The following is a 25,025-nucleotide window of genomic DNA, read 5'->3' as shown; positions in this document are numbered from 1 at the left end:
TAGGCGTCGTGCGGGGCGCTACACCTTCAGACTCTGCCAGCGGCGGCGTTGCCAGATCACCGCAAAGCACAGCGAGTTGAGCGCGCGGTAGCCTAGCTGACACCACCAGATGCCGGCCAGGCCGAAGCCTTCATGCACGCCGAACCACCAGGCCAGCGGCAGGAAGACCAGCCACTGACCGGTCAAGGTCAGCTGCATCACCGTACGGTTGGCGCCGGCGCCGAGCAATGTCTGGGTGAACACCAGGGCGGCGGCGTCGAGCACGATCATCAGCGCGGTCAGGCGCAGCGGATCGACGCCCAGGGCGATCAGTTCGGGGTTATGCAGAAACAGGCCCAGCACGGCTTCCGGCATCAACGCCATGGGCAGGGACAGGGCAGCGAGCAGCAACCAGGCCATGTGCACCACCTCCCAGCCCCAGCGGTGGGCCCTTTCCGGCGACTCGCGCCCCAGCGCCTCGCCGACCAGGCTCATCGCTGCCATGCCGAGGCCCACGCCGGGCAGAATCAGCAACAGCGATAAGTTAACCAGCACATGGCCCACCGCCACGCTGGCGGTGTCGACCTGGCCGAGGATCCAGAACAGCACGGCGTAGCCGGCGGCGAACCAAAGCTGCTGAAAGGAGTGCGGCGTGGCCAGCTTCAGGGTGGTGGCCATGGTGCTGCCGCCGAGTCGCCAAGGCGAATGACACGGCCTGTGACGAGTGCCGCGATGGCCAGGCGTATGGCTCAACCAGGCCCAGATGGCGACACCGGCAAACAGCGACAGGCTGCTGCCGAGCCCGGCACCGCTGACGCCCATGGCGGGCAGGCCCCAGTAGCCGAAGATCAGGCCGATGCTGGCCAGCAGGTTGACCAGATGCATTACCAGCATGATCCGCAGGTACAGGCCGGTCTGCTGGATGCCGTTCCAGTAGCCTCGGTAGCAGAAGATCATCGCCACCGGCAGCAGCGCGATCAGACGCCAGCGAAAGTAGTCCACCGCCATCGACGTCACCAGCGGATCGTCGTTGAGCCAGGCCATGATCGGACCGGCCTGCCACAGACACAGAACCATCAACGGCAGGCCGATCATGACGGCCAGGGTAAGTCCCGCCGCCAGCGGCTCCCCGCGTGGATCGTGGCGCAGCTCAACGCCAAGCTCGGCGGCCGCCGAGGCAACGGGCGTCTGATGGCGTTCGCCATGGCGCCGCGCTACCTGGGCCTGAACCCCCGACGACAGCCCGAACAGGCAGGCGGTGACCATGAACATGGCGTAGCCGCCGATGCCGGCGGCGGCCAGCTCGGTCTCGCCGAGCCGGCCCACCAGGGCGGCATCGACCAGGTTCATCAGGCTCTGGCTCAACATGCCGGCCATGATCGGCAGCGCCAGGCGCAGGATGAGACGCCAGCGCGTCAGGTCGGGCAGCAGGGCCTGTTGTTGCAGGGAACGCATCAGGCGTCGTAGGACAGTACCGGCGACAGCCAGCGTTCCATGACGTCCAGCTCCATGCCCTTGCGACTGGCCAGGGCCTCGACCTGATCCCGGGTGATCTTGCCGGTGGCAAAGTACTTCGACTGCGGGTGGGAGAAGTACCAGCCGGATACCGCCGCCGCCGGCCACATGGCAAAGCTCTCGGTCAGTTCGAGCCCGGTGCTGGCCTCGGCGTCGAGCATGCGGAACAGCGTCGCCTTCTCGGTGTGGTCGGGGCAGGCGGGGTAGCCGGGGGCAGGGCGGATGCCCTGATACTTCTCGGCAATCAACGCCTCATTGTCGAGCTGTTCCTCGGGTACGTAGGCCCAGAACTCCTTGCGCACCCGCTCATGGATCAGTTCGGCAAAGGCCTCGGCCAGGCGATCGGCCAGCGCCTGCACCATGATGGCGTTGTAGTCGTCGCCCTTGGCCTTGTAGGCCGCAGACAGCTCCTCGACGCCGTGACCGGCGGTGACCGCGAAGCCACCGATCCAGTCCGGCTTGCCGCTGTCCTTCGGGGCAATGAAGTCGGCCAGGCTGTAGCAGACTCCCTCTCGGTTCTTGGTGGTCTGCTGGCGAATATGGTGCAGACGCTCGATCACCTCGCCGCGGGTCTCGTCTGAATAGACTTCGATGACGTCATCATCGACGCTGTTGGCGGGCCACAGGCCGATGACCCCGCGCGCCTGGATCAGGCGTTCGTCGATCAACTTGCGCAGCATCACCTGGGCCTCGTCGAACAGTTGGCGTGCGGCTTCGCCGACCACCTTGTCGTCGAGGATCTTCGGATACTTGCCGACCAGCTCCCAGCTCATGAAGAAGGGCGTCCAGTCGATACGATCGACCAGTTCCTTGAGGTCGTAGTCCTCGAACACCTTGAGACCGGTAAAGGTCGGCGCCGGCGGGGTATACCCCTGCCAGTCCAGCGCCGGCTTGCGCGCCCGGGCATCGGCGTAGGACAGGTCGGCGGCCTTGGGGCGGCGCTTGGCGTTGCGCTCGCGGACCTTGACGTACTCTTCCCGGATCTCGTTGACGTAGGCCTCTTTCAGCCCCGGTGACAGCAGCTTGCCGGCCACGCCCACGGCACGTGAGGCGTCGGTCACATAGATCACCGGCTGCTCGTACTGGGGTTCGATCTTGACCGCGGTATGCGCCTTGGAGGTGGTGGCGCCGCCGATCAGCAGCGGCAGCTCGAAGCCCTGGCGCTGCATCTCCTTGGCCACGTGGACCATCTCGTCAAGCGAGGGGGTGATCAGTCCCGACAGGCCGATGATGTCGGCGTTCTCTTCCCGGGCGGTCTTGAGGATCTTGTCGGCGGGCACCATCACGCCGAGGTCGATCACCTCGTAGTTGTTGCACTGGAGCACCACGCCGACGATGTTCTTGCCGATGTCGTGGACGTCGCCCTTGACCGTGGCCATGACGATCTTGCCCTTGGCCTGGGTGTCTTCGCTCTTCTCCGCCTCGATGTAGGGGATCAGGTAGGCCACCGCCTGCTTCATCACCCGCGCCGACTTGACCACCTGGGGCAGGAACATCTTGCCGGCACCGAACAGATCGCCGACCACGTTCATGCCGTCCATCAGCGGCCCCTCGATCACCTCGATGGGGCGGGTCGCGCGCTGGCGGGCCAGTTCGGTGTCATCCTCGATGTAGGCGGTGATGCCCTTGACCAGAGCATGCTCGATGCGCTTCTCGACCTCCCAGCTACGCCACTCGAGGTCCTCCTTCTTCTCACCGCCGGAGCCGTCGCCCTTGTACTTGTCGGCGATATCGAGCAGCCGCTCGGTGCTGTCATCACGGCGATTGAGCACCACATCCTCGACGGCTTCGCGCAGCTCTTCCGGCAGGTCGTCATAGACCGCCAGCTGGCCGGCGTTGACGATGCCCATGGTGAGCCCTGCGCGAATCGCGTGGTAGAGAAATACCGAGTGGATCGCCTCGCGCACCGGATTGTTGCCGCGAAACGAGAAGGACACGTTGGAAACGCCGCCCGACACCATAGCGTGGGGCAGGTGTTCGCGAATCCAGCGGGTAGCCTCGATGAAGTCCACCGCGTAGTTGTTGTGTTCGTCGATGCCGGTGGCGATGGCAAAGATGTTGGGGTCGAAGATGATGTCTTCTGCGGGGAAGCCGATGTCGTCCACCAGCACCCGGTAGGCGCGCTGGCAGATTTCGGTCTTGCGCGCGAAGGTGTCCGCCTGGCCGGACTCGTCGAAGGCCATCACCACCACGGCGGCGCCATGACGGCGGCACTCGGTGGCCTGGTGGCGGAAGGCCTCTTCGCCTTCCTTGAGCGAGATCGAGTTGACCACCGCCTTGCCCTGGATGCACTTGAGGCCGGCCTCGATGATCTCCCACTTGGAGGAGTCGACCATGATCGGTACCCGAGCGATGTCCGGCTCACCGGCGATCAGATTGAGAAAGCGCACCATGGCTTCCTGGGACTCGAGCATCCCCTCGTCCATGTTGATGTCGATCACCTGGGCGCCGTTCTCGACCTGCTCGAGCGCCACCTCCAGGGCGGTGGTGTAGTCCTCTTCCTTGATCAGTCGCTTGAAGCGAGCCGAGCCTGTGACGTTGGTACGCTCACCGACGTTGACGAACAGCGAATCGTGCTCGATGTTGAACGGCTCAAGGCCAGACAGACGGCAGGCTCTGCTGCGGTCCGGAATCTGGCGCGGGGGCAGGTCCTTGATCGCGCGGTGAATGGCGGCGATATGCTCGGGGGTGGAACCACAGCAGCCACCGATGATGTTGACCAGGCCACTGCGCGCGAATTCGGCGACGATCTCGGCCATCTCTTCGGGGGTCTGGTCGTACTCGCCGAACTCGTTGGGCAGGCCCGCGTTGGGGTGAGCCGAGACGAAGGTGTCGGCCTTGGTTGACAGCTCCTCGACGTAGGGGCGCAGCTCCTCTGCGCCGAGGGCACAGTTGAGGCCCACGGTCAGCGGCTGGGCGTGGCGCACCGAATTCCAGAAGGCCTCGGTGGTCTGGCCCGACAGGGTGCGCCCGGAGGCGTCGGTAATGGTGCCCGAGATCATTACCGGCAGGCGCTCGCCGGTCTCGTCGAAGATCTCTTCGAGGGCGTAGATCGCCGCCTTGGCGTTCAGGGTGTCGAAGATGGTCTCGATCATGATCAGATCGGAGCCGCCTTCGATCAGTGCCAGGGCTGCCTCGCGGTAGTTGTCACGCAGGGCATCGAAGGTCACGTTGCGCTTGGCCGGGTCATTGACGTCCGGCGACAGCGAGGCGGTGCGCGAGGTAGGGCCAAGCACCCCGGCCACGTAGCGGGGCACCCCGGTCTCTTCGCCGACGTCGTCGCACACCTGGCGGGCCAGCCGAGCGGCTTCGCGATTGAGCTCCGGGACCAGCTCCTCCATGCCGTAGTCCGACTGGGACAGGCGGGTCGAGTTGAAGGTATTGGTCTCGAGGATGTCGGCACCGGCCAGCAGATAGTCGCGATGGATGCGCGCCACCAGGTCCGGGCAGGTCAGGGCCAGCAGATCGTTGTTGCCCTTGAGGTCCGACGGCCAGTCCTTGAAGCGCTCGCCGCGGAAGTCTTCCTCGCTCAAGGCCGCATTCTGCAACATCGTGCCCATGCCGCCATCCAGCATCAGAATGCGGTCTTTCAGGCTATCGATGAGGCGGGCTGTCTGAGGGGTCGGTGCTGCTACGGCCATGGGCGGGTGTGTCTCCAGCTAGACGCTTGTCAGGTCGACGAACGATAAAATTTTATGGGCCAGCGCTTGTGTCCACGCGGCAGGACCCCCATGTGCATGCCGGAATACACGGCGATGTCTCGGGAGTCGGTCGAAGGGGCCATATGGTACCAAAGCACCGGGCCTGGCGGCAGGGGCAGCGTACCTGCGCAGGCGGAAACCAAAATCCGAGTAAAATACTCGGGATTGAGTCTGACGCAGGTGTCGCTTACCATGGTCCTGACCAAACCCGCGGGGCCACAGCGCCCGCTGTCAGGCGGGGCGAACTAGCGAGAGACCCATGAGCGAGAATATCCAGATCACCGACAGCGCACAGGACTACCTGGCGGAGCTGCTCGAGAAGCAGAACGTCGAAGGTATTGCGGTGCGGATCTTCATCACCCAGCCGGGCACGCCCTACGCCGAGACCTGCCTGGCGTACTGCCGGCCGGGCGAGGAAGAGCCCAGCGACGAGCGCCTGGAGCTTTCCAAGATCGCCGTCTATCTCGACGCCAACAGCATTCCGTTCCTGGAAGAGGCGGTGGTCGACTTCAACGCCGACCGCATGGGCGGCCAGCTGACCATCAAGGCGCCCAACGCCAAGATGCCCAAGGTCAACGCCGACAGCCCGCTCGAGGATCGCATCAACTACATCCTCTACAGCGAGATCAACCCGGGCCTGGCGGCCCACGGTGGCGAGATCAAGCTGATGCAGCTGACCGACGACCAGGTGGCGGTGCTGGCCTTCGGCGGCGGCTGTCAGGGCTGCGCCGCGGTGGACCTGACCCTCAAGGAAGGCGTCGAGAAGACGCTGATGGAGCGCATCCCGGAACTCGCCGGCATCCGCGACGTCACCGACCACACCGACACCACCAACGCCTACTACCGTTGACGTTCAACCGGACGACTGGCGCACTGAGGTTCCGCCCTCAGGATCAAAGGTGAATCAACAACGCCGCTCAAGAGAGCGGCGTTGTTGTGTTTGGGCAAACCATTAGGGGTAGGGGGCGCGCGCGAGACTGGTTGGGGAGCGACAGGTGCGCCCGTCGAAGCCGGTGTCCGCGATCAGCCATCCACCGCCGTCATAGCGGAACTGCCAGCGGTCGCCGTTCTGGTTGGTCAGCGCCGAGAGCCGCAGCAGGCGGTCGCACTGGATAAATAATAAGAGCTGGACCATGGGGCCACGGCGCTCGATGGGCTGGTCCTTGCATGCGCGGCAGGGTGTCATCGCCCGCGGCGGGTGCATGGGTGTAGTGACAGGCCTCGATCAGCCAGTGTTCGGGGTCGTACTGCTAGTGCCAGGTCTCACCACTGGGGGCGATGCGTCGGGTCAGGTTGCTGCTGGCGTCATAGTGGTTGTGGGTGCCGGCGTAGCGCTTGAGCAGGTTACCCATGGCCGGCGACAGGCTAGCCGGTGCGCCAGGATGATATCGGGTGCGATGATAGCGGGTGCGTTGGCCGGTGGAGACATCATGATGTCACAGATGCTCTCTGTGATACAATTCACATCCAACTTCGCAGATCCCTAACTTTCTGGCAACTCGGATAGTAGGTCACAGAATTCCTGCTCGCTTAACTCAAACTCTTCGCCCATATCCATTGCCATCAATGTGAGAAGTATGTTCTCTGTTTTTGAGGATATATAAATATCACTTTGTTGGTGTATGATAAATGCAGCTCTAGATATAGCATGTGCATCGTATTTTCCAGGGCATACTTTTTTGAGCTCCTTCGCAATGTGGGAATCACTCATTTCTGCTCCAGTTCTTAAGTTCGTAGCCGGTCGGGGGGGGGGAGCTTTGGGAGTCTAACGTCTTCCCATTAATGCTCTTCGGGTGTACCCGAATTACTGATCCAGACTGATCAAGACCTTCCATCCATTGCCTCACCGAACCAGAATTTTGATTATACTCTGTTACAAAAAATGCCCCTTAGTCGGACCCTCTGTACGCGCAGGAACTTCTTGAGTGTAGTAGCGTACTCTTCCATCAGGGAGAGTGCGAGTTGTAGCGGCATTTTGCTGTGCTTTTTGTAGTCCTGATAGCTTAGCTCTTAAAGCTGCCTGAGCATTCACATTTGCACAATACCCACTCAACCCCAGCGGATCCACCCATCCTGTCGGATTCGGAGCGTACATGTAAAATCATAAATCTATGTACTCTAAGCTGGCCCATTTTATATTTGGCATGGGAAATGGCTTTCCCTTTGTTTGGTATAGAATCAAGCTGTCTCCAGCTTTCTTCCACCTCCCACCTAAAATTTTGGATATTTCTTGGGGTGTGTTTTTCGATATAATTGGACTGCCGATTTCTATCGAGAATTCATAATATTCTGGAATCTTCCAATACCTTTTTAGTCGACACAACTCTATTTCTTCATACGCCTCTAGTTTCTGGAGTAGAATATCACCTGCTGCACGCGCTTGCTCCACATCTGCAGCCTCAGTAAAAACATGAAGATTGACTATTCCTTTCAAAACTGGATCACCTGTGAGTAATTTTTCCATCAAGCGAAACATTAGCGTGTGTTCCGTCTCTTGTCGTCCATCCTATCTGCTCGCGACCAGTTCTTGATAACTGGACATCCCATTCAAAGGGCTCTCCGGCTGTTCGAGAAGGGCCTTTAGTCCACTCGTTCCCAAATCGATCAAGATAGCCTCGGTTGGGGCCCCTTGGAATTGGAGTTGAACCATCCCAACTCTCTGGAGGTACATATCGAATTCTTCCTGAGGTTGGCAACTGAGCATCTTTGATCCTAGCCGTTTTTGTCCTCGGTCTACTGCCGCGAGATTCCTCACAACACCGACTCAGCCCCAGCGGATCCACCCATCCTGTCGGATTGGGGGCGTACATGTACAGGTTTTCGCCGCCGGCCAGGCCTATCGGGTCCTGGGTGGTGAAGCGTCCCGTCTCTGGATCATAGTACCGATGGCGGTTGTAGTGCAGCCCGGTTTCTTCATCCAGGTACTGACCCTGGAAGCGCAGCGGATTGTCGGTGGTGCTGGGATTGCCGTGGCCGTCACTGGCCTGGATGAGCTTGCCCCAGGCGCGGTAGTGGCCGACCCAGGCGAGCTTGCCGTTGGACTTGCCGTCGCATTCTGCCAGCTCCATCGGGGTGCCGAGGTGGTCGGTGTGGATGCTGTAGAGGGTCGGCTCGGTTGGCTGGTGTTCGGTATAGAGCACCGCCCCGGTGCCGCTGCGGGTGTGGACGGCCTCGAAGCGGTTCTCGAGCTTGGCGGCGGGCACGAAGCTGTCGGGTTCGAACAGGTAGATCACCCGCCGTTCGGGGGTGAGGCCGGGGTACTCGAGCCGATGGCAACGTTGGGCGATGGGCAGCGAGTGAGGCCGCTCGGGATTCTCGCGGGCCAGTTCCAGGCGTTCGGGGTGAAACAGCGGCGGCAGGCCTCCGACAAAACGCTCTTCGCTTTGCAGCAGGTCACCGTCCCAGTTGAACACCGTCAGCTCACTGGGCTGGCCCTGGCGGTTCACCTCTTTCCACACCCGTCGGCCGAGGCCGTCGTAGGCGTAGCGGGCGCGCATGCGCGGCAGGGTGTCATCGCCCGCGGCGGGGGCATGGGGGTAGTGGCAGGCCTCGATCAGCCGGTGTTCGGGGTCGTACTGGTAGTGCCAGGCCTCACCGCCGGGGGCGATGCGTCGGGTCAGGTTGCCGCTGGCGTCGTAGTGGTAGTGGGTGCCGGCGTAGCGCTTGAGCAGGTTGCCCATGGCCGGCGACAGGCTGGCCGGTGCGCCTGGGTAATCGAGGCGAATGCGCTCCTCGGATCCGTGGTCGAGGTGATCGCGGGGGCGCTCGCGTCGCCAGTGGGTGGCGTCGGAGGGCGGGGTGTTGCTGCCGTTTTCGCTGGTTCGTTCTGGCGGCACGGGATCGACCAGATTGCCGGCCGGGTCGAAGGCGAACACTTCCTCGAGGCCGGGGGCGCTTGCCTGGCGCAGCCGGCCCAGTGGGTCGTAGCCGTAGCGGGTGGTGCCACGCAGGTTGTCGTCCACCTGGCTGAGCAGGCCGTTGGCGCTGTAGTGCCACTGGCGTCTGACGGTGGGGTGTCGGGGGCGGTCCTCGACGGATGCTTCGAGGGTGCGGATGTGCTGCTCGATCAGGCGTCCCAGCGGGTCGAAGCGTGATTCGACCTCGCGGCTGCCCTGGTGACGGCGTACCTCGCGATGCAGGTCGTCGCGCTCGAAGGCCATCAGCTCGCGCTGGTCCAGGGTCATGGCGTGGACATGGCCGGAGCCATAGCGCAGCCAGGCCAGGGTCTGACCGTCGGGTAGGGTGGTGGTCTCGCGGTTGCCCAGGGCGTCGTGGGTGTGGCGGGTGACGCTGGAGTAGTCACCGCCGTTGGGCAGCTGATGACGCTGCACCTCGGCGATCAGGTTGTCGGCGGTGTCGAAGTGAAAGCGCGTCTCGCTGTGGCGGCTGGCGGCGCGGGTCAGGCGTCCCAGCGGGTCGTAGCCGTAGCGGGTGGTCAGCGCGGGCTGGCCCGGTCGCTGGCTCTCGCGCTCCAGCACCCGGCCCATGGCGTCGCGGGTGAAGGTGGTGACCAGCTCACCTTCGCGACGCTCGATCAGGGCGCCGCCATCGTCGTAGCGGTAGTGGCGGGTGCGCCCGTCGAAGCCGGTGTCCTCGATCAGTCGGCCACCGCCGTCATAGCGGAACTGCCAGCGGTCGCCGTTCTGGTTGGTCAGCGCCGAGAGCCGCAGCAGGCGGTCGTAGTGGTAGGCGAAACGCTGGCCCATGGGGTCGCGGCGCTCGATCGGCTGGCCCTTGCCATTGTAGCGATAGCGGGTGCGCTGCCCGGTGGGATCGAGATACTGGGTAAGCCGGCCTTCGCCGTCGTGGGAGAAGTGCTCGATGGCGCCGTCGGGGTGTTCGACGCTCAACAGCAGGCCGGTGGCGTCGCGGGTGTAATGGGTGCGATGCCCGGCGGCGTCACGGCGCTCGATCAGCCAGCCGCGGTGGTCGTAGCGAAACTGGGTGGTCTTGCGTGAACAGTCGCTGGCACTGGTCAGCCGACCCTGGTCGTTCCAGCGATACTGGTAGGTGTTGCCGGCGGCGTCGGTCATCGCCGTGGGCAGGCCGCGCGCGTCGTGGCTGAAGGTGGTGACACGCCCGCTCGGGGCGATTTCTTGCAGCGGCAGGCCGCGTTCATCGAAGCGCAGCGAGCGTTCGCGTCCGTCAGGCTCGGTGACGCGCACCGGCAGGCCCTTGTCGTCGTAGTCGATGCGGGTGCTCAGGCCCTGGGGATCGACCGTCTCGATCAGCCGACCCTGGTCGTCATAGCGATAGTGGGTGGTGCGTCCTTCGCCGTCGATATGGCGGATCAGCCGGCCGTGCTCGTCCCAGCGCCAGTGCTCGCTGCCCAGCGCCGGGTGGAAGGGGTGAGTGATCGACTCGATCTGGTTGTGATAGTTGTAGCGGTAGAAGGTCACCACGCCGTCGGCGTCGGTGACGCGGGTGTACCACAGGCCGCGATGGTACTCGAAGCGGGTGTCTTCGCTGCCGTCTTCCAGGCGGTTGCGTACGCAGCGCGCATCGTGAGCGGCGGGCAGGGCGCCCTCGGCCTTGCCCGGCCAGTCCCACTCGAGCTCCACCGCCAGGCCACTGCGGTGGGTGTAGCGGGTGACCAGATGGTGCTGGTACTGGTACTCGCGGGTGTAGCCGCGCATATCACGACTTTCGATCAGATCACCGTCGGCGCTGTGCTGGTAGCGGACCAGCACCTCGGGCTCGTGCGCCTCGGCGGCTTCGTCATTGTGTTTGGTGACGTCCGCCCCGGGATAGTGGCGCACCACCTTGGCCAGCAGCCCCGCGCTGCTGTAGTGAAAGCGCAGCAGCAGGGCGGCGCCGTCGGTCAGCCGGTCCAGTCGGCCCTGGCGATAGCTCAGGTGCAGGGCGCGGCCGTCGCGCTCGCGCTGCTCGACCAGGCGGAAATGGACGCGCTCGCCCGGCCCGGACTTGCCGATGCGGCGGTAGAGCTCCTGACTGCCGTCGAGGTAGTGAAGCCGGTAGTGCTCGCTGTCGGGGTGTTCCAAGGTCACGCTTTCACGCGGCAGGAAGCGGCTGCCGCCCACCTCGAGGGGGGCGATGGGCAGGGCGCGGTTCAGGCTGTCGATAAAGGTCAACTGCTCGCCCAGGGCCTCGAAGCGGGTATGGAACGGGCTGCTCCAGCGGGCGCCAAGCTCGCTGTCATCGAGTTCGTCGATGCTGGAGCGGTAGTAGCGGGTCCATTCGACGTCGATCAACCCCGGTACGCTGAAGTCGGTGTGCCACAGGTTCTCGTCACCCATCACATAGTCCACAGGGTTGGGACTGGTGGGGGTGGGGCGATGCAGCGAGCACACGCAGCCGGCCGGAGTGGCGCTTGGCTCGGCTTCGTGGCGGGTGGTCTGGCGGTTTTCCGCCGACAGGTAGTGGACCGTACGTTGCCCGGTGACGGCGGTGCCCTGGTGATTGACGTCCCCACGTTGCGACGACCGGCGGCGAGTCGCCTGGGCCAGGTCGCGTATCATCGGCAACAGGCGCTCGAACCCGGCGTTGACCATGGACCTGGCCATCCCGCCGAGCTGGCCGAGGAAGGCGATGAGGCGCTGACGGTCGTCACCAAAGGCCTCGAGCAGGCGGTCAAAGGCAATGAATACGACACGCTTGCCTTTCTCGAGAAGGTTCCACCACTCGGGGTTCTCGTCGATCAGTTTGAGCTGTGTGGCGGCATCGACCGGGTTGTTGATGAACTCGGCGAGTTTGCCGACGATGGTGTCAATTTCGCGCAACAGCTTCGGTTTCTGTTCCTCGAGCTTGGATTCGAGTTCTGCCAGAAAATCCATCGCCGCACCGCTGGCCTGGTTGACCAGAATCTGAGCGACGATGTCGACGCCTTCACCGCGGGCAAACGCCTGTATGCCTTCGCGGATCCCCGCACGTGCAGGTCGGGAGGCGTTGCCAAAGGCGGGCACCAGACCGATGGCGTCGATCACCAGCACCGCCCAGAGCCAGACGTTCTGGTAGTTCGGCGTGCCGTCTGCGTCGTTGCCATCGAGGTCAACCACGTCGCGAGCGACGTCGCCGATGGCCATGACGTTACCGACCACCGGCAGCATGTAGGCGGCCTGGACGACCACGTCGAGTACCGTGACGGAATCTTCCTCCACGTCCATCATGATCACGGCTTCCGGGGTCTCGCCTTCGCTGTAGGGCTCGGCGGTGATCACCCGGCGATGGTTGAGTGCCTCTTTCAGAGGGTCCTGGTCCAAACCTGGAATGACGTGGTTGCCCCAGCTTGTTCTCGCGGCCATGCTAAGTTTCCTTCCTTATGTCCCCACAAGAGGGCGCCATCCCTGATGCATTCAGTGAGGTATTGACCGCTACCCACCGAGCCCCTTGGCGATATTGGCCTGTCGACTCAGGAGCGTTTCTTCGGTGATCCACCCGGCCAGCCTGGCGACGTCAGGTCGGTGTCCTGAGCGTGAGGGGTATCCTTGAGGTCGCCGAATGTCGGACTGGTGGGGACGTCACCTTTCCAACCGGGTGATGACAGCTCGGTATTGCCAAGCCCTGGGAGCTGCTCCTGAAGCTTCTCCTGCGCGATCTTTTCGAGTTGTGCCCGGGCTTGCTGCTCGACTCGCCCCGCAAGATCGCTCGGAATGTCACCTGGGATGGTTGGCAACGGATGCCCCTCGGGCCAACCTGGCGACGATAGACCCACGCCGGAAGTGTTTGGCCTTCCTCCAGGCGTACCACCTGTCCAGCCGGGAGACTGAAGGAGGCTGGGCGCTTGGAAGGGAGATCCCTGATCTCTGGAGCTGCCTGACACAGCAGTCTGGGTGTCGCTGGACGTGGTGGCGTACGTTGGCTTGATCGGCACCTTGACGGGCCATGCCTGGGGCCGTTTGTCGATTTCTCGCGGGTCCTGGAAGTACTCGACCTGGACTCCCCCCAGAGGCAGCCCAGACAGCGTTGCCTTGCCGGCGGCGTCCAGCACCCCTTGGCGTACCGAGCCATCGGCGAGGAAAGCGCGATAGCGGGCGCCGGGCACCGGCCGACCGTTGCCATAGAGGTGTTCAAGATCCAGGTTGGAGGGTTCGGTTTCAGGAAGGTTGTCCAGCGGATAACTCAGACTCGTAGGCCCGCCAAACAGGTGCTGGCTGCCCTTGACGTCGATAGTGCCGGGGGCGTGAATTTCGATGTCGCCGCCCTTGAGTCGGATATAGCCGCCACCGCAGGTCAGCAGCACTTCCTCGGCAGCGGCAATGTGCACGGCGTCTTCGGTGGAGGTGATGCTGAGCTTTTTCTCTGCAGTCAGCGCCATCTCGTCGCTCTGGGCCTGCACCTCGACCTTGCCCTGGGCGGCGAACAGCTTGATCCCGGCGCGCTGGACGAACAGCGACAGCCGGTCGGCGATGCTGGCGACCAGGCGTTTGCCGGCGGCCAGGTTGATGTCCTCGCTTGCGGTGACGCTCAGTGACTTGCCCTGGGCCAGGTGGGTGGACTGGGGGGTGCTGATGGCGATGCCCGCCGGGGAGGCCAATTGCAGCCAGGGCTCCTTGAGTCGCGCGGCCTCGCCACGCCCACCTTTGCTTGCCGTTGTCGCACTGCTGCCGTCGAAGGCTGTGGCAGAGTCGGCACTACCGTGGCGCCCCTGGGCGTCGTCGCTGGCCTTGTGCAGGTCGGTGCGGCTGGCAAGCGCCTCGGCGTCGTGGTCGACAGCGCTGTCGCTGAGGCTGTCGGCAAGCTGCCAGGCGCTTTGTAGCTCGCGCCAGGCGGGGCGCATGTCGAGCTGCTCACCGTTGGCACCAAGCTGTCCCCAGCTGCTGACCAACAGGCCCTGGTTGGCGCGCACGGCGCCGTAGGCGTCGGTGCGCAGCTCGAAGCCGGTGCCGCGAAAGTCGCCGCGGGTATTGCCGTGCTGGTGGATCAGATAGCCGAGGTTCAACTGGCTCTTGGCGTGCTCGGAGTTGAGCCGCACCCGCTCCTGGTCGGTGGCGTCATCGAACACCAGCTCGTTGTACTTGCCACCGCGATAGGTCTTCGACTTGAAGCCCGACAGCAGGCCGTTGGAGTGCCATTCCGGACGTTCATCGCCGTTGTAGACTCGACCGGTGATCAAGGGGCGATCCGGGTCGCCCTCGAGGAAGTCAACGATCACCTCCTGGCCGATGCGCGGGACAAAGACCGCGCCCCAGCCGGCGCTGGCGTTGGGCTCGCTGACCCTCAGCCAGCAGCTCGAGCCAGCGTCGTGGTGACCCAGCCGGTCCCAGTGAAACTGCACCTTGACCCGGTTGAGCCCGTCGGTGTGGATTTCCTCGCCTTCCGGCCCCACCACGGTGGCGGTCTGGGGGCCACCCATCACCGGGCGCGGATGGTCGAGGCTCGAGCGATAGGGCAGGCACAGGCGCTGGGTCTCGATGTCGACCAGATAGTGGCCGGTGCCAGCGCGCTGGTAATCGTCACGGTGGAGGCTGGAGCCTTTATCCGAGAGACCCAGCCCGTGGGCGCGACGCGCCTGATCGAGCTGTTCCTGCAAGCTGCCGGGCAGGGTCGACAGATGCGCCGATACCGGCAGGGCATTCTCGGCATGCACGCTGAGGCCCAGCACCAGGAACTCGCGCTCGCTGTCGTCGCCGCGCTCATGTTGGCCATGCTGGGTCAGGGTGAAGTGGCCGCCTACCTGAAGCTGGCGGGCGCCACCGGCGCCATGGAAGCACTTGGCGCGGGACTCCAGGGCTTCCAGGCGATTGACCGCCAGTCGTTCACCGCGACGGTGGTCCGGGTAGTAGTACTCGCCGGGATAATCGTAGACCTCGGTGTCCGGCAGGTGGCCCTGGTCGCGGATGGTGTCCTGGGAGATGTCGCTGGGGTGGCGAGGCTGCTTGTAGTTGAAGGTGGCGAGGCTTACGCGGGTGGGCTGCTGCTGACGGCGCCCACCCCACTGGGTCAGTGCGTCCTCGGCCTCAGTGGCGGCCTGGCGATGGAAGCGGATGGCCTGTGGGGTGACCGCTGGGCAGGTATCTACGCTGTCGGTGATCACCAGGCAGTGATCGCCTCCGCCATGGCTGAAATAGAAAAACAGTCCTTCTTGTTCCATCAGCCGGTTGACGAAGTGGAAGTCGCTCTCTCGGTACTGCACGCAGTAGCTGCGCGCGGGGTAGTCGCGACGAAGATCAAAGAGGTAGCGCCCCTTGGCGATCTCGTGGCCCTGGAACACCGCCTCGATCACCTCGGTGACGTTCTTGTCCTGGAAGATGCGGCTATCGCGACCGAGGCTCAGCAGCGACAGCCAGGGCACCAGCACCAGTTGATAGTAGTAGACGCCACCGTCTTCGCCGAGCAGGGCTGCGGTATCGACCAGGCCGGAAAGCGGCCGGTAGCCGCCGTCGGCCTGGCGGACCTCGATCAGCGCTGGCTGGGCGATCAGCGACTTGAGTTCGATGTCGCCACGCTGGGAGATCACGTCCAGGGTGTAGCAGAAGGGGCGCGAAATGGCCTCTTCACCGACCAGGCGATGGGGGATCAGCGATTGCCCGGCCAGATGAAACTTGAGCAGGCGCTGATCCTGACTCAGTGTGACGTCAAAGGCACCGAGCAGGTCGCTTGGGCGATACGAGGACCAGGAGGGGTCGTCCATGCTCAGCATCCTCCTGCCAAACGTGCCCACTCGGTGGGCGCCGATGGAAGACGCAGCGATGAGCGCAGATGATGGGGAGCAGATGGCATGGCGGTTCCTCCCTGAACGATTCCGTCAGTCCGAATCTGGAGGATCTTACCGGCGGGACGGGGCCCGGGCAGCAGGGGAAAGGCGTTTTCAGAAAGGGCTTACGCAGGAAAACGACATGTCGAGCAAGCTGTGCCTTGGCAACACCGCAAACCGGGCATTGAAGGAGGCGGTGCACGCCGCTTGGGCCCTGAATGGCGGCTTGTGATTTGCAGTGCCGCTGCGCTGGATCCCGGGCGTGCCGTGTGAATGCCACCCTATGCAATCACACGGCAAGGCCGCTGCCTGAATCCTGGAGGCGCAGCCCTAGGGTGAAGAGGTCTGTTGTTTGGCGTTTCCGCTGGATGTGCCTTCGTTGTCATCGGGGCGTTCGCGCTGTTGCCTGGCCAGCGCCCAGATCTTCTCGTCAAGCTTGGCCTCGAGCGCCTTGAGTCGCTCTGACTGATTCGCCAGCAGCCGCCTCTGCTCTTCGATACGCTCGTTGAGCAGGTCTACCTCGTGGCCTCGAGCGCGCAGGTTCTCCTCGGCTCGCGAGCGCTCCATCTGCGTCTCGCGGTGGCGCTTTTCCTCTTCTGACAGTTCGCCCCGCAGTGCCTGAAGCTGCTGCTGCAACACCTCCTGGCGCTGATCGGCCTGCTTGAGGCGCTGGGCATGGGCCTTTTCCGCACTTTGTCGTTCCTGGCGTGCCTCATCCAGCATGGCCATCAGCCGCGCCTCGGCGGCCTCGTGGCGTTGTTCTTCCTGGGCCAGGCGTTCGCGATGCTGCTTCTGCTGGTCATCCAGCGCCTGCTGGTACTCCCTGCCTTCACGCTCCTTGTCCTGCTGCAGACGATCAAGCTGAGCTTCGAGCTGGGTGGCGCGCTCGCCTTCCTTGATGAGCTGCTGCTCCAGCGCTTGATTGGCGCTCGCCAGTCGTGCCGATTCCGAGGCCGCCTCCTGCAGGCGCTGCTCCATGGATGACAGATGGGCCGACAGGGCGCTTTCGCGCTGTTCGGCGTCCTCGGCGCGACGATCGGCGGCGGCCACCTTTTCAAGCGCGCCTTCCACGTTGCGATCGGCCTCCTGGCGATAGTGGGCCAGGTTTTCCGCCGCTGCCTCCTGGGCCTTGCTCCAGAGCTCTTCGGCCAATCCCTGAAGCTCAACGGGCATCCCCTGGGGGGGCGGAACGTCTCGTCGCTCTTCCCGGCGTGAACGCCATTCGCGCAGATGTTCGCTGATGGTGGTGAAGCTGCCGGTGCCGAGTATCTCTCGGACCTTCTGAACGCTGGGGGCTTCCTGCTGCTTGAGCAGGGTATCCACCGCTCGTTGAACGTCGTCGTAGGTGATCCCGGTACGGGCCATGAAGCTCTCCTTGTGCGGTGGTCGATTCCGCCAGCGGCTGATCATGCCTGAATGCCCCCTCGCTCGCCATGCTCCGGTTCGCTTTCTGTGACACCCGTTGGCACTGCCGTGCGGTGACGTCACGTGAGCGGTGCTCACATTCCTGCGAACCCCTGCCTGCTCCGTGAGGGGGCGGCTGATGCCGCCAGCCATCATTTCCATTAAGCAAAGGCGATACTACGTGTAATTACATAATGCGTAAATACGTAGGCATATTTATGATATGCGACAATAAATCAAGATTACGCGTCTTATCTTGAATTTATGGGCCTACAGGGGCAGACTAAAGCGATCAGCGCTCGTTGCGGATGCATGGGAGAAGTTGGCGTCGTATAGCGCGGGAAGGGCTGCTGCGAGTTGGTTGCAGCGGTAGAAGCGGCGTGAATTCTCGTTGACGGCGAAGAACGGCGCGTAGAGAGCGTCTATGGGAGAAGTTCTTCTTCGGATAATAGCTAGTTTAAAATCAATGCGTTACATGGTTTCTTGCTCGCCCGGCAGGGCGGCCTTGGGTTAGGCTAGAGCAGGGAAAAACGAGACCAGGAGAGAGCGCGGGCATGGCAGCGCCAGACCGGGGAAAGCGAGAGCGGAGAATGGCTAGAGAAGAGAAGAGAAGAGAAGAGAAGAGCTAGAGCCGAGAAGGGCCAGGCCGGGGAAAAGCGAGAGCTGAGAATGGCTAGATCAGAGAAGGGCCAGAATAGAGAGCGGCAAAAGTAGAGAAGCACGAGGGCGGGAGAGGGCGGCTGGCAGGTGAGTAGCGGTCAAGCCACCCTGACATCAAGGGTTATGCCCACGCCACTTGGCATAAGCTGCCGTTCCAAGCGCCAGAATGATCAGCGGCGAAGCCACGAACAGGAACGTCTTCAGGGATTCGAGAATATCCGGTGTCATACGTCCTCCTCAGAGGAAAACCTCGATTCCGAGAGCTGCACAGCCAATCCCCAGCAGCACCCCCGCGAGCGAAAGGAGTGGGGGGTATCTGAGACGTGAACAGGCCGCCAATGACACTGAGTGCCACGATGGTGGCACCAACCCGGTCAACGAAGTCCCCGAAGCCACGGGCAACGAAATGCTGGTTGTGACTCATGATCGATCTCGACGGCTCCCTGTCGTTCATACGTCAGCATACCCGAGACACCCAGATACCGGCGCAACCAGGCTGCGCGCTATCGCGTTCTCGCACATTGGCCGCGCACAACCGGATGTGGCCATTGGTGTCTTGAGCGGCCAGCTGGTCAGCAGGACTTTTTATCTATTCAGCCGCGCCAAGCGACGACACGCAATGGCGCAAGCCAATGGGCAGGTCATATGAGCAAGATACCTCCGATACAGGCACAGGACGGCAGGGCGATCGTCGGCAGCACGCCGGGGGGCACCCTGGTCGACGGCGAATTACCGTCTTCGTCGTCCCCGAAGGCCTTGATCGAGGCGGAAGATGACTGGCAGGCGGTGGCCCACTGGCTTGCCGAATACGCCAGCAGTGCGCAGACCCAGCGCGCCTACCGCCGCGAGGCCGAGCGGCTGCTGCTGTGGCTTGAAGAGCGCCGCCTTTCGTTGACCCAGATGACCCGGGGTCACCTTGATGAGTTCGAGGCCTTTCTCGCCGACCCGCGCCCCCGTGAGCAGTGGGTAGGCCCGGTCAGGCCGCGTCAGGATCCTCGTTGGCGACCGTTTCGTGGCCCACTGTCGCCGGCAAGTCGACGCCAGAGCCTGGTGATCCTGCAAGGCATGATGGCCTGGCTGGTGGAGGCGGGCTGGCTGTCGCGCAACCCGTTTCGATTGATGCGCGACAAGCGCAGGCGACTCAACAATGGCCGGCGGCGTGTCGAGCGCTATCTGGAGCGTCCGCTGTGGGACTGGCTGTGGGCCTGGCTCAATGAGCCGCTGGAGCCAGGTGCCGACCGACGAGCCAGATTTCTCTGGACCAGGCGGCGACTGGTGTTCGGCTTTGCCTACCTGCTGGCCCCGCGGATCAACGAGATGAGCCAGGCGCGCATGGAGGATCTGGTGAGGCGGGAAGGGCGCTGGTGGTGGCAGGTGGTCGGCAAGGGCGGCAAGTTTGCCGAAATCCCGGTGCCGCCCGACATGATCGAGCTGGTCCGGGAGGCGCGGACGCTCTACGGCGAGCCGGCCGATCCCGCCGGGGATCCAGCGCCACTGTTGAGGCGCTTGGATGGAAAGACCGCGCTGGGTGACAACCAGTTGTACCGACTGATACGCACGACCTTCAGCCAGGCCGCGGACTGCCTGGAAGAGCAGGGCGGAGATCCCCAGGCGGTGGCACGGCTACGACAGGCTACGCCGCACTGGCTCAGGCATACCGCTCTGACCCATCAGGCCCAGGCCGGCGTGGAGCTTCGTTATCTGGCGCAGTCGGCACGTCACTCACGCCTGGAGACGACGTCACGCTACCTTCATACCGAAGACGAGGAGTGGCATCGCCAGCAGTCGCTGCACGGCCTTGGCCAGGCAGAAGGACCAAGATGGGGTCAAGGGAAGGGGGAGAACAAGGAATGAAGAAACAGCCCCCCCCTTTACAGGTTTCTGGCTGGGAGGGGCTAGTAGAGCCCGCCAATGGAGCCACCAGGCAAGCCTAGTGCTCGAGGGGGCCGCGCTTTCGGGCGATATAACGATTGGCGTGCTCGGTGAGCGCCTTGACGTCGGACTTGTAGCCACGGTCGAGTCGGTAGGCGGCCACCGCCAGCGCCAAGGTGGCGCCCAGCATGATCAGCATGGCGATATGGAATGTCATCACTTGTCCCTCCAGGTGAGCAGGGCCTTGGCATAGGATGCCACGAGTGCCAGACCAAAGCCAACGAAGGCGCCCCAAAGCGGCTTGGCCGTGCTGGCCACCACCAGCGTCGCCCCCGAGCTATCCTTGTCGGCGAAGAACAGCGCAATCAGCGAAAGCGCGCCGACGGTGGTGCCCGCGCGATCGGCCAGATCCAGCAAATTGGTAAGGATGGCCGCTCGCTTGGCCCGCCGCTGGGCGGCCAGGTGAGCGATGATCTCTTCCAGCTGCTGCTGCGTCAGGCCTCGCTCGGAGGCCGGCGTGCCGGTCTTGTCGGCCCGTGACGAGCCCAGATACTGGTCGAGCTCCTTTTCCAGTGCATCGAGTCGTCTATCACGTGAGCGATGCGGGCCCTGTCCTTGGGGGTCTGGCGCTTGCATGTCGATCTCTTTATGTAGCTTAGGCGGCGAGCGACAGCGAGTGCTCCGTTGTCACCCGCTCAGGGCGAATTCTAGCATGACGCCTGGCCGGGTTCTCCGAACCGGGGCTGACCGGGGGAGGACGACGGCGGGGCCTGGCAGGTATAATCCTGGCAGCATTCTAGGGAGTCACCATGACCACGACGAGTACCGCAGAACAGGCCCAGCAGGAACTGCTGGAAGAGTTTGAACTGTTCGACAACTGGATGGACCGCTATCAGTACATCATCGACATGGGCAAGGCACTGCCGGCCTTCCCCGATGAGCACAAGCGTGACGAGCTGAAGATTCAGGGCTGTCAGTCCAATGTGTGGATGCACCACGAGCGCCAGGGCGACACCCTGCACTTTGCCGCCATCTCGGACGCCGCCATCGTGTCAGGGCTGATCGCCGTGCTGATGCGCATCTACAACGATCGAAAGCCCAGCGACATCCTCGCCACCAGTCCGCATTTTCTCAAGGACCTGGGTCTCGACAAGCACCTTTCGCCGACCCGCAGTAATGGCCTCAACGCCATGCTCGAGCGCATCTATCGCGTCGCGGAGCAGGAAGCTGCCTGACGCTTGAGCCCTGGGCGTCGACGAGGCGCACGCGTCAGTCCGCTGATCTCGAGTCGCTGTCGCCGCGCACCTCAAACCGCTCGTCGAGCTCCGGATCCTGGCGGCACAGCCTCTCGCTGGGCCCGCCAGGCACAGGATCGATGCCGCCCTTGGCGCCAGGATGGCAACGCAGAATACGCTTGAGCGCTAGCCAACCGCCCCGTATCGGACCGTGAACCGTTATGGCTTCGTGACTGTAGTGCGAGCAGCTTGGCCAGTAGCGACAGCGTGGGCCCAGCAATGGGCTGATGACACCCTGGTAGAGGCGAATCAGCGCCAGTAACGGCCATGCCAGCCAGCGCTTCGGTCCGCGCGCCAGGGGTGATGGCTCCTGCGCGGGGGGCGATCGATCATCGCGACCACGGCTGCTGTCAGCCCCGGACGTCGCCGATGACTCAGGATCCCTTGGTGTAGAGCTCATCGGGATCGATCAGCGCAGCGCTGTTGATACGAGCGCTGTCAGCTTCCAGGGTCAGATAGAAACAGCTGCGACGGCCGGTATGGCAGGCCGGACCGGTCTGCTCGACCTGCAGCAACAGGGTATCGCCGTCACAGTCCAGCGACGCACTCCTGAGATGCTGCTGCTGGCCGGAAGACTCGCCCTTGCGCCACAGCTTGGCGCGAGAGCGGGAGTAGTAGCATACCCGGCCAGTGCGCAGCGTTTCCTCCAGCGCCTCCCGGTTCATCCATGCCATCATCAGCACTTCGCCGCTATCGTGCTGCTGGGCGATGGCCGGCAGCAGGCCATCGCCGTTGAATCGCACATTGGCCAGCACCTCTTCGAGAGAATGACGGCTATCGCAGGGTTCGCGCTCGAGGCGTTTGAGCAGGTCGGTCATGGGGCTCAGGTGGCGTCCTTGGGGGTGGAAGAGGCTGTATTGACTGGATCAGCGGTGGCGTCGGCACGCTCCTCCGCACCATCGTTGCTGCTGCCTTGGCAGGCCTGGCACAGGCCAAGCAGTTCGATGGTCTGGCGCTGCACCTGAAAGCCCAGCGTCCTGGCACGGCTTGCCAGTTGCTCGTTGATCTCGTCGAGGTGCAATTCCTCGACGCGCCCGCAGTCCCGGCAGATCAGCAACTGGAAGCGATGTGCATGCTCGGGGCAGGGGCAGGCGACGTAGGCATTGAGCGACTCGATGCGATGTACCAGCCCCTGTTCGATCAGGAACTCCAGCGCACGGTACACCGTCGGGGGGCGCGCGGCGGCGTGATCCTTGGCTAGCCGATCCAGCAGATCGTAAGCCTTGAGGCCACCGCTGGCCTCACCGATCAGTTCCAGTACACGTCGCCGGATGGGGGTGAAACGCACGCCACGATGTGCGCAGTGAGCTTCAGCCTGTTGTAGCAGGGCGGTTTCGGTCATGGGGTCCAATATTCACGAAGCGGCAACCTAGTCTACGCGCTGGCCCGCCGGCGGGCCAGACACGCGAAACTGTCAAATGGCTTCTGCCGGGGCTTCCTGCAGCTCGCCCTGGCGGGCGAAGTGGTGCTGGGCGAAGGCCACCCGCTCGGCAGCGCTGCGCTCCTCGGTCTGCGCCTCGATCAGATCGAGGCGTCGCCGCAAGCCTTCGCCATTGGCCATCTGGATCGCCAGGCCAGGGCGGGCGTTCAGCTCGAGCAACATGGGGCCGCGGTCACGATCGAGCACCATGTCGGTGCCGAGATAGCCAAGCCCGGTCATCTCGTAGCAGCCGGAGGCGAGTTCAAGAAGGGTGGTCCAGCCAGTGATCTGCAGGCTGGCCAGTTCGTGGCCAGTATCGGGATGATCGGTGCGCGAACGATCGAACTGGACGCCTCGTACGGCGCGCCCGCTGGCGATATCGATACCGACGCCCACCGCGCCCTGGTGCAGGTTGGCCTTGCCGTCGGAGGCGGCGGTGGACAGCCGCATCATCGCCATCACCGGGTAGCCCTTGAACACGATGACACGGATATCCGGCACCCCTTCGTAGGTATAGGCAGCGAAGGTGGTATCGAAGTTGATCAGCCCCTCGACCAGGGCAACGTCCGGGGAGCCCCCAAGCGAATAGAGCCCCGAAAGGATATTGGAGACGTGGCGTTCGACATCCTCGATATCCAGCTCCGCGCCGCTGGGCTTGATGAAGTGCTTGCCTTCGACGCGCTCGATGACCAGGATGCCCTTGCCGCCGCTGCCCTTGGCCGGCTTGATCACAAAACCGTTGTGGCCCGCCAGCATCTCGCTGATGTGCTTGACACTAAACTGGGTTGACACCGTACCGATATGCTCCGGCGTGGTGATACCGTATTCCTGTGCCAGCAGCTTGGTCTTGAGCTTGTCATCCACCAGCGGATACAGCTTGCGACTGTTGTAGCGACCGATGTAACGGATGTTACGCCGGTTCATGCCGATGATGCCCTTGGCCTTGAGCTTGCCGGGACTGGTCCAGTTGAGCATGGCTCAGTCCTCCGTGACCGGCTTGAAACGACGCAGTTCTAGCAGCCGGTAACCGGTGTAGTTGCCCAGCAGCAGGATCAGCGCCATCAGGATGAGCTGCAGGCCGAGGAAGTTGAAGGTGATGTGGCGAATCCACGGATTGTTCATCGCCAGATACGCCAGTACCGCGGTCAGCAGGCTGCCGCCGCCCTGGATCAGCACTTCCTTGGGGCCTTCTTCTTCCCACAGGATCGACATCCGTTCGATGGTCCAGGACAGGATGATCATCGGGAAGAAGGTGATCGTCAGGCCCGCATTGAGGCCAAAGCGATAGGACAGCACGGTGAAGATCGAGATGATCGCTATCACCGTTATTATCACCGCCGTCACCCTGGCCACCAGCAATAGATTCAAGTGTGACAGATAGCTGCGGATGACCAGGCCGACGGCCACCACCAGCAGAAACCCGACCAGGCCGGTGAGCAGGGTGGTCTGGATAAAGGCCAGGGCAATCAGTACCGGCATGAAGGTACCGGACGTCTTGATGCCGATCAGCACCCGCAGCAGCACCACCACCAGCGCACCGATCGGGATCAGCAGGATCGTCTGGAACAGCGCCTGCTCCTCGAGCGGCAAGCTGTGAATCGAGAAGTTGAGCAGGGTATCGCTGTCCTCGGCGAGCTGGCTGCGCACTGCCGCCGCGGCGGGCTGGTTGCGTACCAGCATGGAGAAGGAAATACGTGAATCGCGACCGCCTTCCACCTCGAGCACGGCATTGCCAGCGCTTTCCCACATCAACAGGTTGTCGGGCTTGCCCTGTTCGCCGGTGGCCGGATTGAACAGTGCGCGCTTGTCGCCGTCATAGACCTGTATCCACGAGGTCAGGCTCTGGCGCCGACGGCCGCTGTCGAGCATCAGGCCACTGACCTCACGGGCGGCAACGCCGGCCTGGTTCAACAGGCGCACGGCCAGCGGCACACGATCGAACTGGGTCAGCAGTAGCCTGGCATTTTCCCCCTGGCGGTCATCGGCGAATTCGCTCAGCAATTCACGGGCGAAGGTAAAGGCGTCGGACGAGCGTGCCCAGGCGCGGTCGATCACCTGCTGGGCGGCGGTGTCGTAGGGACGCTCCCAGGCGACATCGGTCACCGGCGGCGGCGGGGGCGGAGCGGTTGCCTTGCGGGCACCTTCGGTCACCAGCACCTGAGCGGTGTAGTAGAGGCGCTGATCGCCCACCGCCTCGCGGGTGGACCACTCGGCGCGACGTGCGCCGTTTTCCTGCAGGAACGCCAGGCCATAACCCGGCGAGGCGGTGTGCTCGGTCAGCACCCGAAAACCGGCCTGAGAGGAGGGCAGGGCCATGTCCACCTTGGCCGGCTCGCCCTGGCCATCGAAGGTGACCTGAGCCTCGATTTCCCAGACCTGGCGCTGTTCACCCGGCGTCCAGGGGACCTCGAATTCCACGTGGCGGTGAATGCTCATCGCGATGCCAACCACCATCAGCAGGGCGACGATCAGATAAAAGGGCAGTCTGGACATGGGTCTTCCTTAATCGGGAGCGAAAGGCCGAC

Annotated in this window: 19 protein-coding genes; 4 read left to right on the top strand and 15 right to left on the bottom strand. The window is 63.4% G+C overall.

Annotated elements, in window-relative coordinates:
* Positions 1-18: 18 nt before the first annotated feature.
* Both RBB39_RS02655 and metH read right to left on the bottom strand, forming a co-directional pair.
* Positions 19-1,434, bottom strand: a complete 1,416-nt coding sequence (locus RBB39_RS02655; protein WP_185696458.1) for an MATE family efflux transporter — start codon at positions 1,432-1,434, stop codon at positions 19-21.
* Positions 1,434-5,135 (bottom strand): methionine synthase, encoded by a 3,702-nt coding sequence (gene metH / locus RBB39_RS02650; RefSeq protein WP_306168753.1) that lies wholly within the window; start codon positions 5,133-5,135, stop codon positions 1,434-1,436. The genes RBB39_RS02655 and metH overlap by 1 nt, the downstream gene beginning before the upstream one ends.
* A 319-nt stretch (positions 5,136-5,454) precedes the next feature.
* Here metH and nfuA point away from each other — a divergent pair, with 319 nt between their 5' ends.
* Positions 5,455-6,045, top strand: coding sequence for a Fe-S biogenesis protein NfuA (nfuA, locus tag RBB39_RS02645; RefSeq protein WP_045992189.1), 591 nt, complete (start codon positions 5,455-5,457; stop codon positions 6,043-6,045).
* 102 nt (positions 6,046-6,147) lie between these two features.
* Here the strand turns inward: nfuA and RBB39_RS02640 are convergent, their stop codons facing one another.
* The 5 genes from RBB39_RS02640 to RBB39_RS02620 form a co-directional block, all read right to left on the bottom strand.
* Positions 6,148-6,381 carry a hypothetical protein gene (locus RBB39_RS02640; RefSeq protein ID WP_306168752.1) on the bottom strand — a complete coding sequence of 78 codons (234 nt, stop codon included), beginning with the start codon at positions 6,379-6,381 and terminating at the stop codon, positions 6,148-6,150.
* 297 nt (positions 6,382-6,678) lie between these two features.
* Positions 6,679-6,906 (bottom strand): hypothetical protein, encoded by a 228-nt coding sequence (locus RBB39_RS02635; protein WP_124804743.1) that lies wholly within the window; start codon positions 6,904-6,906, stop codon positions 6,679-6,681.
* Positions 6,907-7,296: 390 nt separating this feature from the next.
* Positions 7,297-7,671, bottom strand: a complete 375-nt coding sequence (locus RBB39_RS02630; RefSeq protein WP_306168751.1) for a hypothetical protein — start codon at positions 7,669-7,671, stop codon at positions 7,297-7,299.
* Positions 7,637-12,457: a polymorphic toxin type 17 domain-containing protein gene (locus RBB39_RS02625; protein WP_306168750.1), complete on the bottom strand. Its 4,821-nt coding sequence runs from the start codon at positions 12,455-12,457 to the stop codon at positions 7,637-7,639. Before RBB39_RS02625 ends, RBB39_RS02630 begins: the two co-directional genes overlap by 35 nt.
* A 107-nt stretch (positions 12,458-12,564) precedes the next feature.
* Entirely contained in the window at positions 12,565-15,786 is a 3,222-nt protein-coding gene (locus RBB39_RS02620; protein ID WP_306168749.1) for a type VI secretion system Vgr family protein, read from the bottom strand.
* Here RBB39_RS02620 and RBB39_RS02615 point away from each other — a divergent pair.
* Positions 15,785-16,081, top strand: a complete 297-nt coding sequence (locus RBB39_RS02615; protein ID WP_306168748.1) for a hypothetical protein — start codon at positions 15,785-15,787, stop codon at positions 16,079-16,081. The two genes, RBB39_RS02620 and RBB39_RS02615, sit on opposite strands and share 2 nt — an antisense overlap.
* Positions 16,082-16,179: 98 nt before the next feature.
* Here the strand turns inward: RBB39_RS02615 and RBB39_RS02610 are convergent, their stop codons facing one another.
* The gene (locus tag RBB39_RS02610; protein WP_181248715.1) at positions 16,180-17,214 is read right to left on the bottom strand and encodes a DNA-binding protein; all 1,035 of its coding nucleotides are present in this window, start codon (positions 17,212-17,214) and stop codon (positions 16,180-16,182) included.
* A 1,344-nt stretch (positions 17,215-18,558) separates the two neighbouring features.
* Here RBB39_RS02610 and RBB39_RS02605 point away from each other — a divergent pair.
* Positions 18,559-19,767, top strand: a complete 1,209-nt coding sequence (locus RBB39_RS02605) for a site-specific integrase (protein WP_306168747.1) — start codon at positions 18,559-18,561, stop codon at positions 19,765-19,767.
* A 76-nt stretch (positions 19,768-19,843) separates the two neighbouring features.
* On the opposite strand, the gene RBB39_RS02600 is transcribed toward RBB39_RS02605, so the two are convergent.
* Together RBB39_RS02600 and RBB39_RS02595 are read right to left on the bottom strand one after the other, a co-directional pair.
* Positions 19,844-20,002 carry a hypothetical protein gene (locus RBB39_RS02600; protein ID WP_156088610.1) on the bottom strand — a complete coding sequence of 53 codons (159 nt, stop codon included), beginning with the start codon at positions 20,000-20,002 and terminating at the stop codon, positions 19,844-19,846.
* Complete coding sequence (locus RBB39_RS02595; protein ID WP_045992081.1) at positions 20,002-20,421, bottom strand: hypothetical protein; 420 nt, start codon at positions 20,419-20,421, stop codon at positions 20,002-20,004. The genes RBB39_RS02600 and RBB39_RS02595 overlap by 1 nt, the downstream gene beginning before the upstream one ends.
* A gap of 173 nt (positions 20,422-20,594) precedes the next feature.
* Between RBB39_RS02595 and RBB39_RS02590 the strand changes: the two genes are divergently transcribed.
* Positions 20,595-21,020, top strand: a complete 426-nt coding sequence (locus RBB39_RS02590; protein ID WP_045992080.1) for a SufE family protein — start codon at positions 20,595-20,597, stop codon at positions 21,018-21,020.
* Between the two features lie 34 nt (positions 21,021-21,054).
* Here the strand turns inward: RBB39_RS02590 and yidD are convergent, their stop codons facing one another.
* From yidD to RBB39_RS02565, 5 genes are all read right to left on the bottom strand, one after another.
* On the bottom strand, positions 21,055-21,378 hold the full coding sequence (gene yidD, locus RBB39_RS02585; protein ID WP_371931855.1) for a membrane protein insertion efficiency factor YidD: 324 nt from the start codon (positions 21,376-21,378) through the stop codon (positions 21,055-21,057).
* A gap of 76 nt (positions 21,379-21,454) precedes the next feature.
* Positions 21,455-21,898 carry a phosphoribosyl-AMP cyclohydrolase gene (hisI, locus tag RBB39_RS02580; RefSeq protein ID WP_306168746.1) on the bottom strand — a complete coding sequence of 148 codons (444 nt, stop codon included), beginning with the start codon at positions 21,896-21,898 and terminating at the stop codon, positions 21,455-21,457.
* A gap of 5 nt (positions 21,899-21,903) precedes the next feature.
* Positions 21,904-22,422 (bottom strand): Fur family transcriptional regulator, encoded by a 519-nt coding sequence (locus RBB39_RS02575; RefSeq protein WP_306168745.1) that lies wholly within the window; start codon positions 22,420-22,422, stop codon positions 21,904-21,906.
* A gap of 72 nt (positions 22,423-22,494) precedes the next feature.
* Positions 22,495-23,475, bottom strand: a complete 981-nt coding sequence (locus RBB39_RS02570; RefSeq protein ID WP_045992077.1) for an alpha-L-glutamate ligase-like protein — start codon at positions 23,473-23,475, stop codon at positions 22,495-22,497.
* A 3-nt stretch (positions 23,476-23,478) separates the two neighbouring features.
* Positions 23,479-24,993 carry an inactive transglutaminase family protein gene (locus RBB39_RS02565; protein ID WP_108447945.1) on the bottom strand — a complete coding sequence of 505 codons (1,515 nt, stop codon included), beginning with the start codon at positions 24,991-24,993 and terminating at the stop codon, positions 23,479-23,481.
* Positions 24,994-25,025: the final 32 nt, after the last annotated feature.

It is taken from the genome of Halomonas sp. MMSF_3323 (assembly GCF_030733595.1).
Taxonomy (GTDB): Bacteria; Pseudomonadota; Gammaproteobacteria; order Pseudomonadales; family Halomonadaceae; genus Halomonas; species Halomonas litopenaei.
Note: the sequence above shows the minus strand (reverse complement) of the source record. Positions and strands in the feature narration are given on the sequence as shown.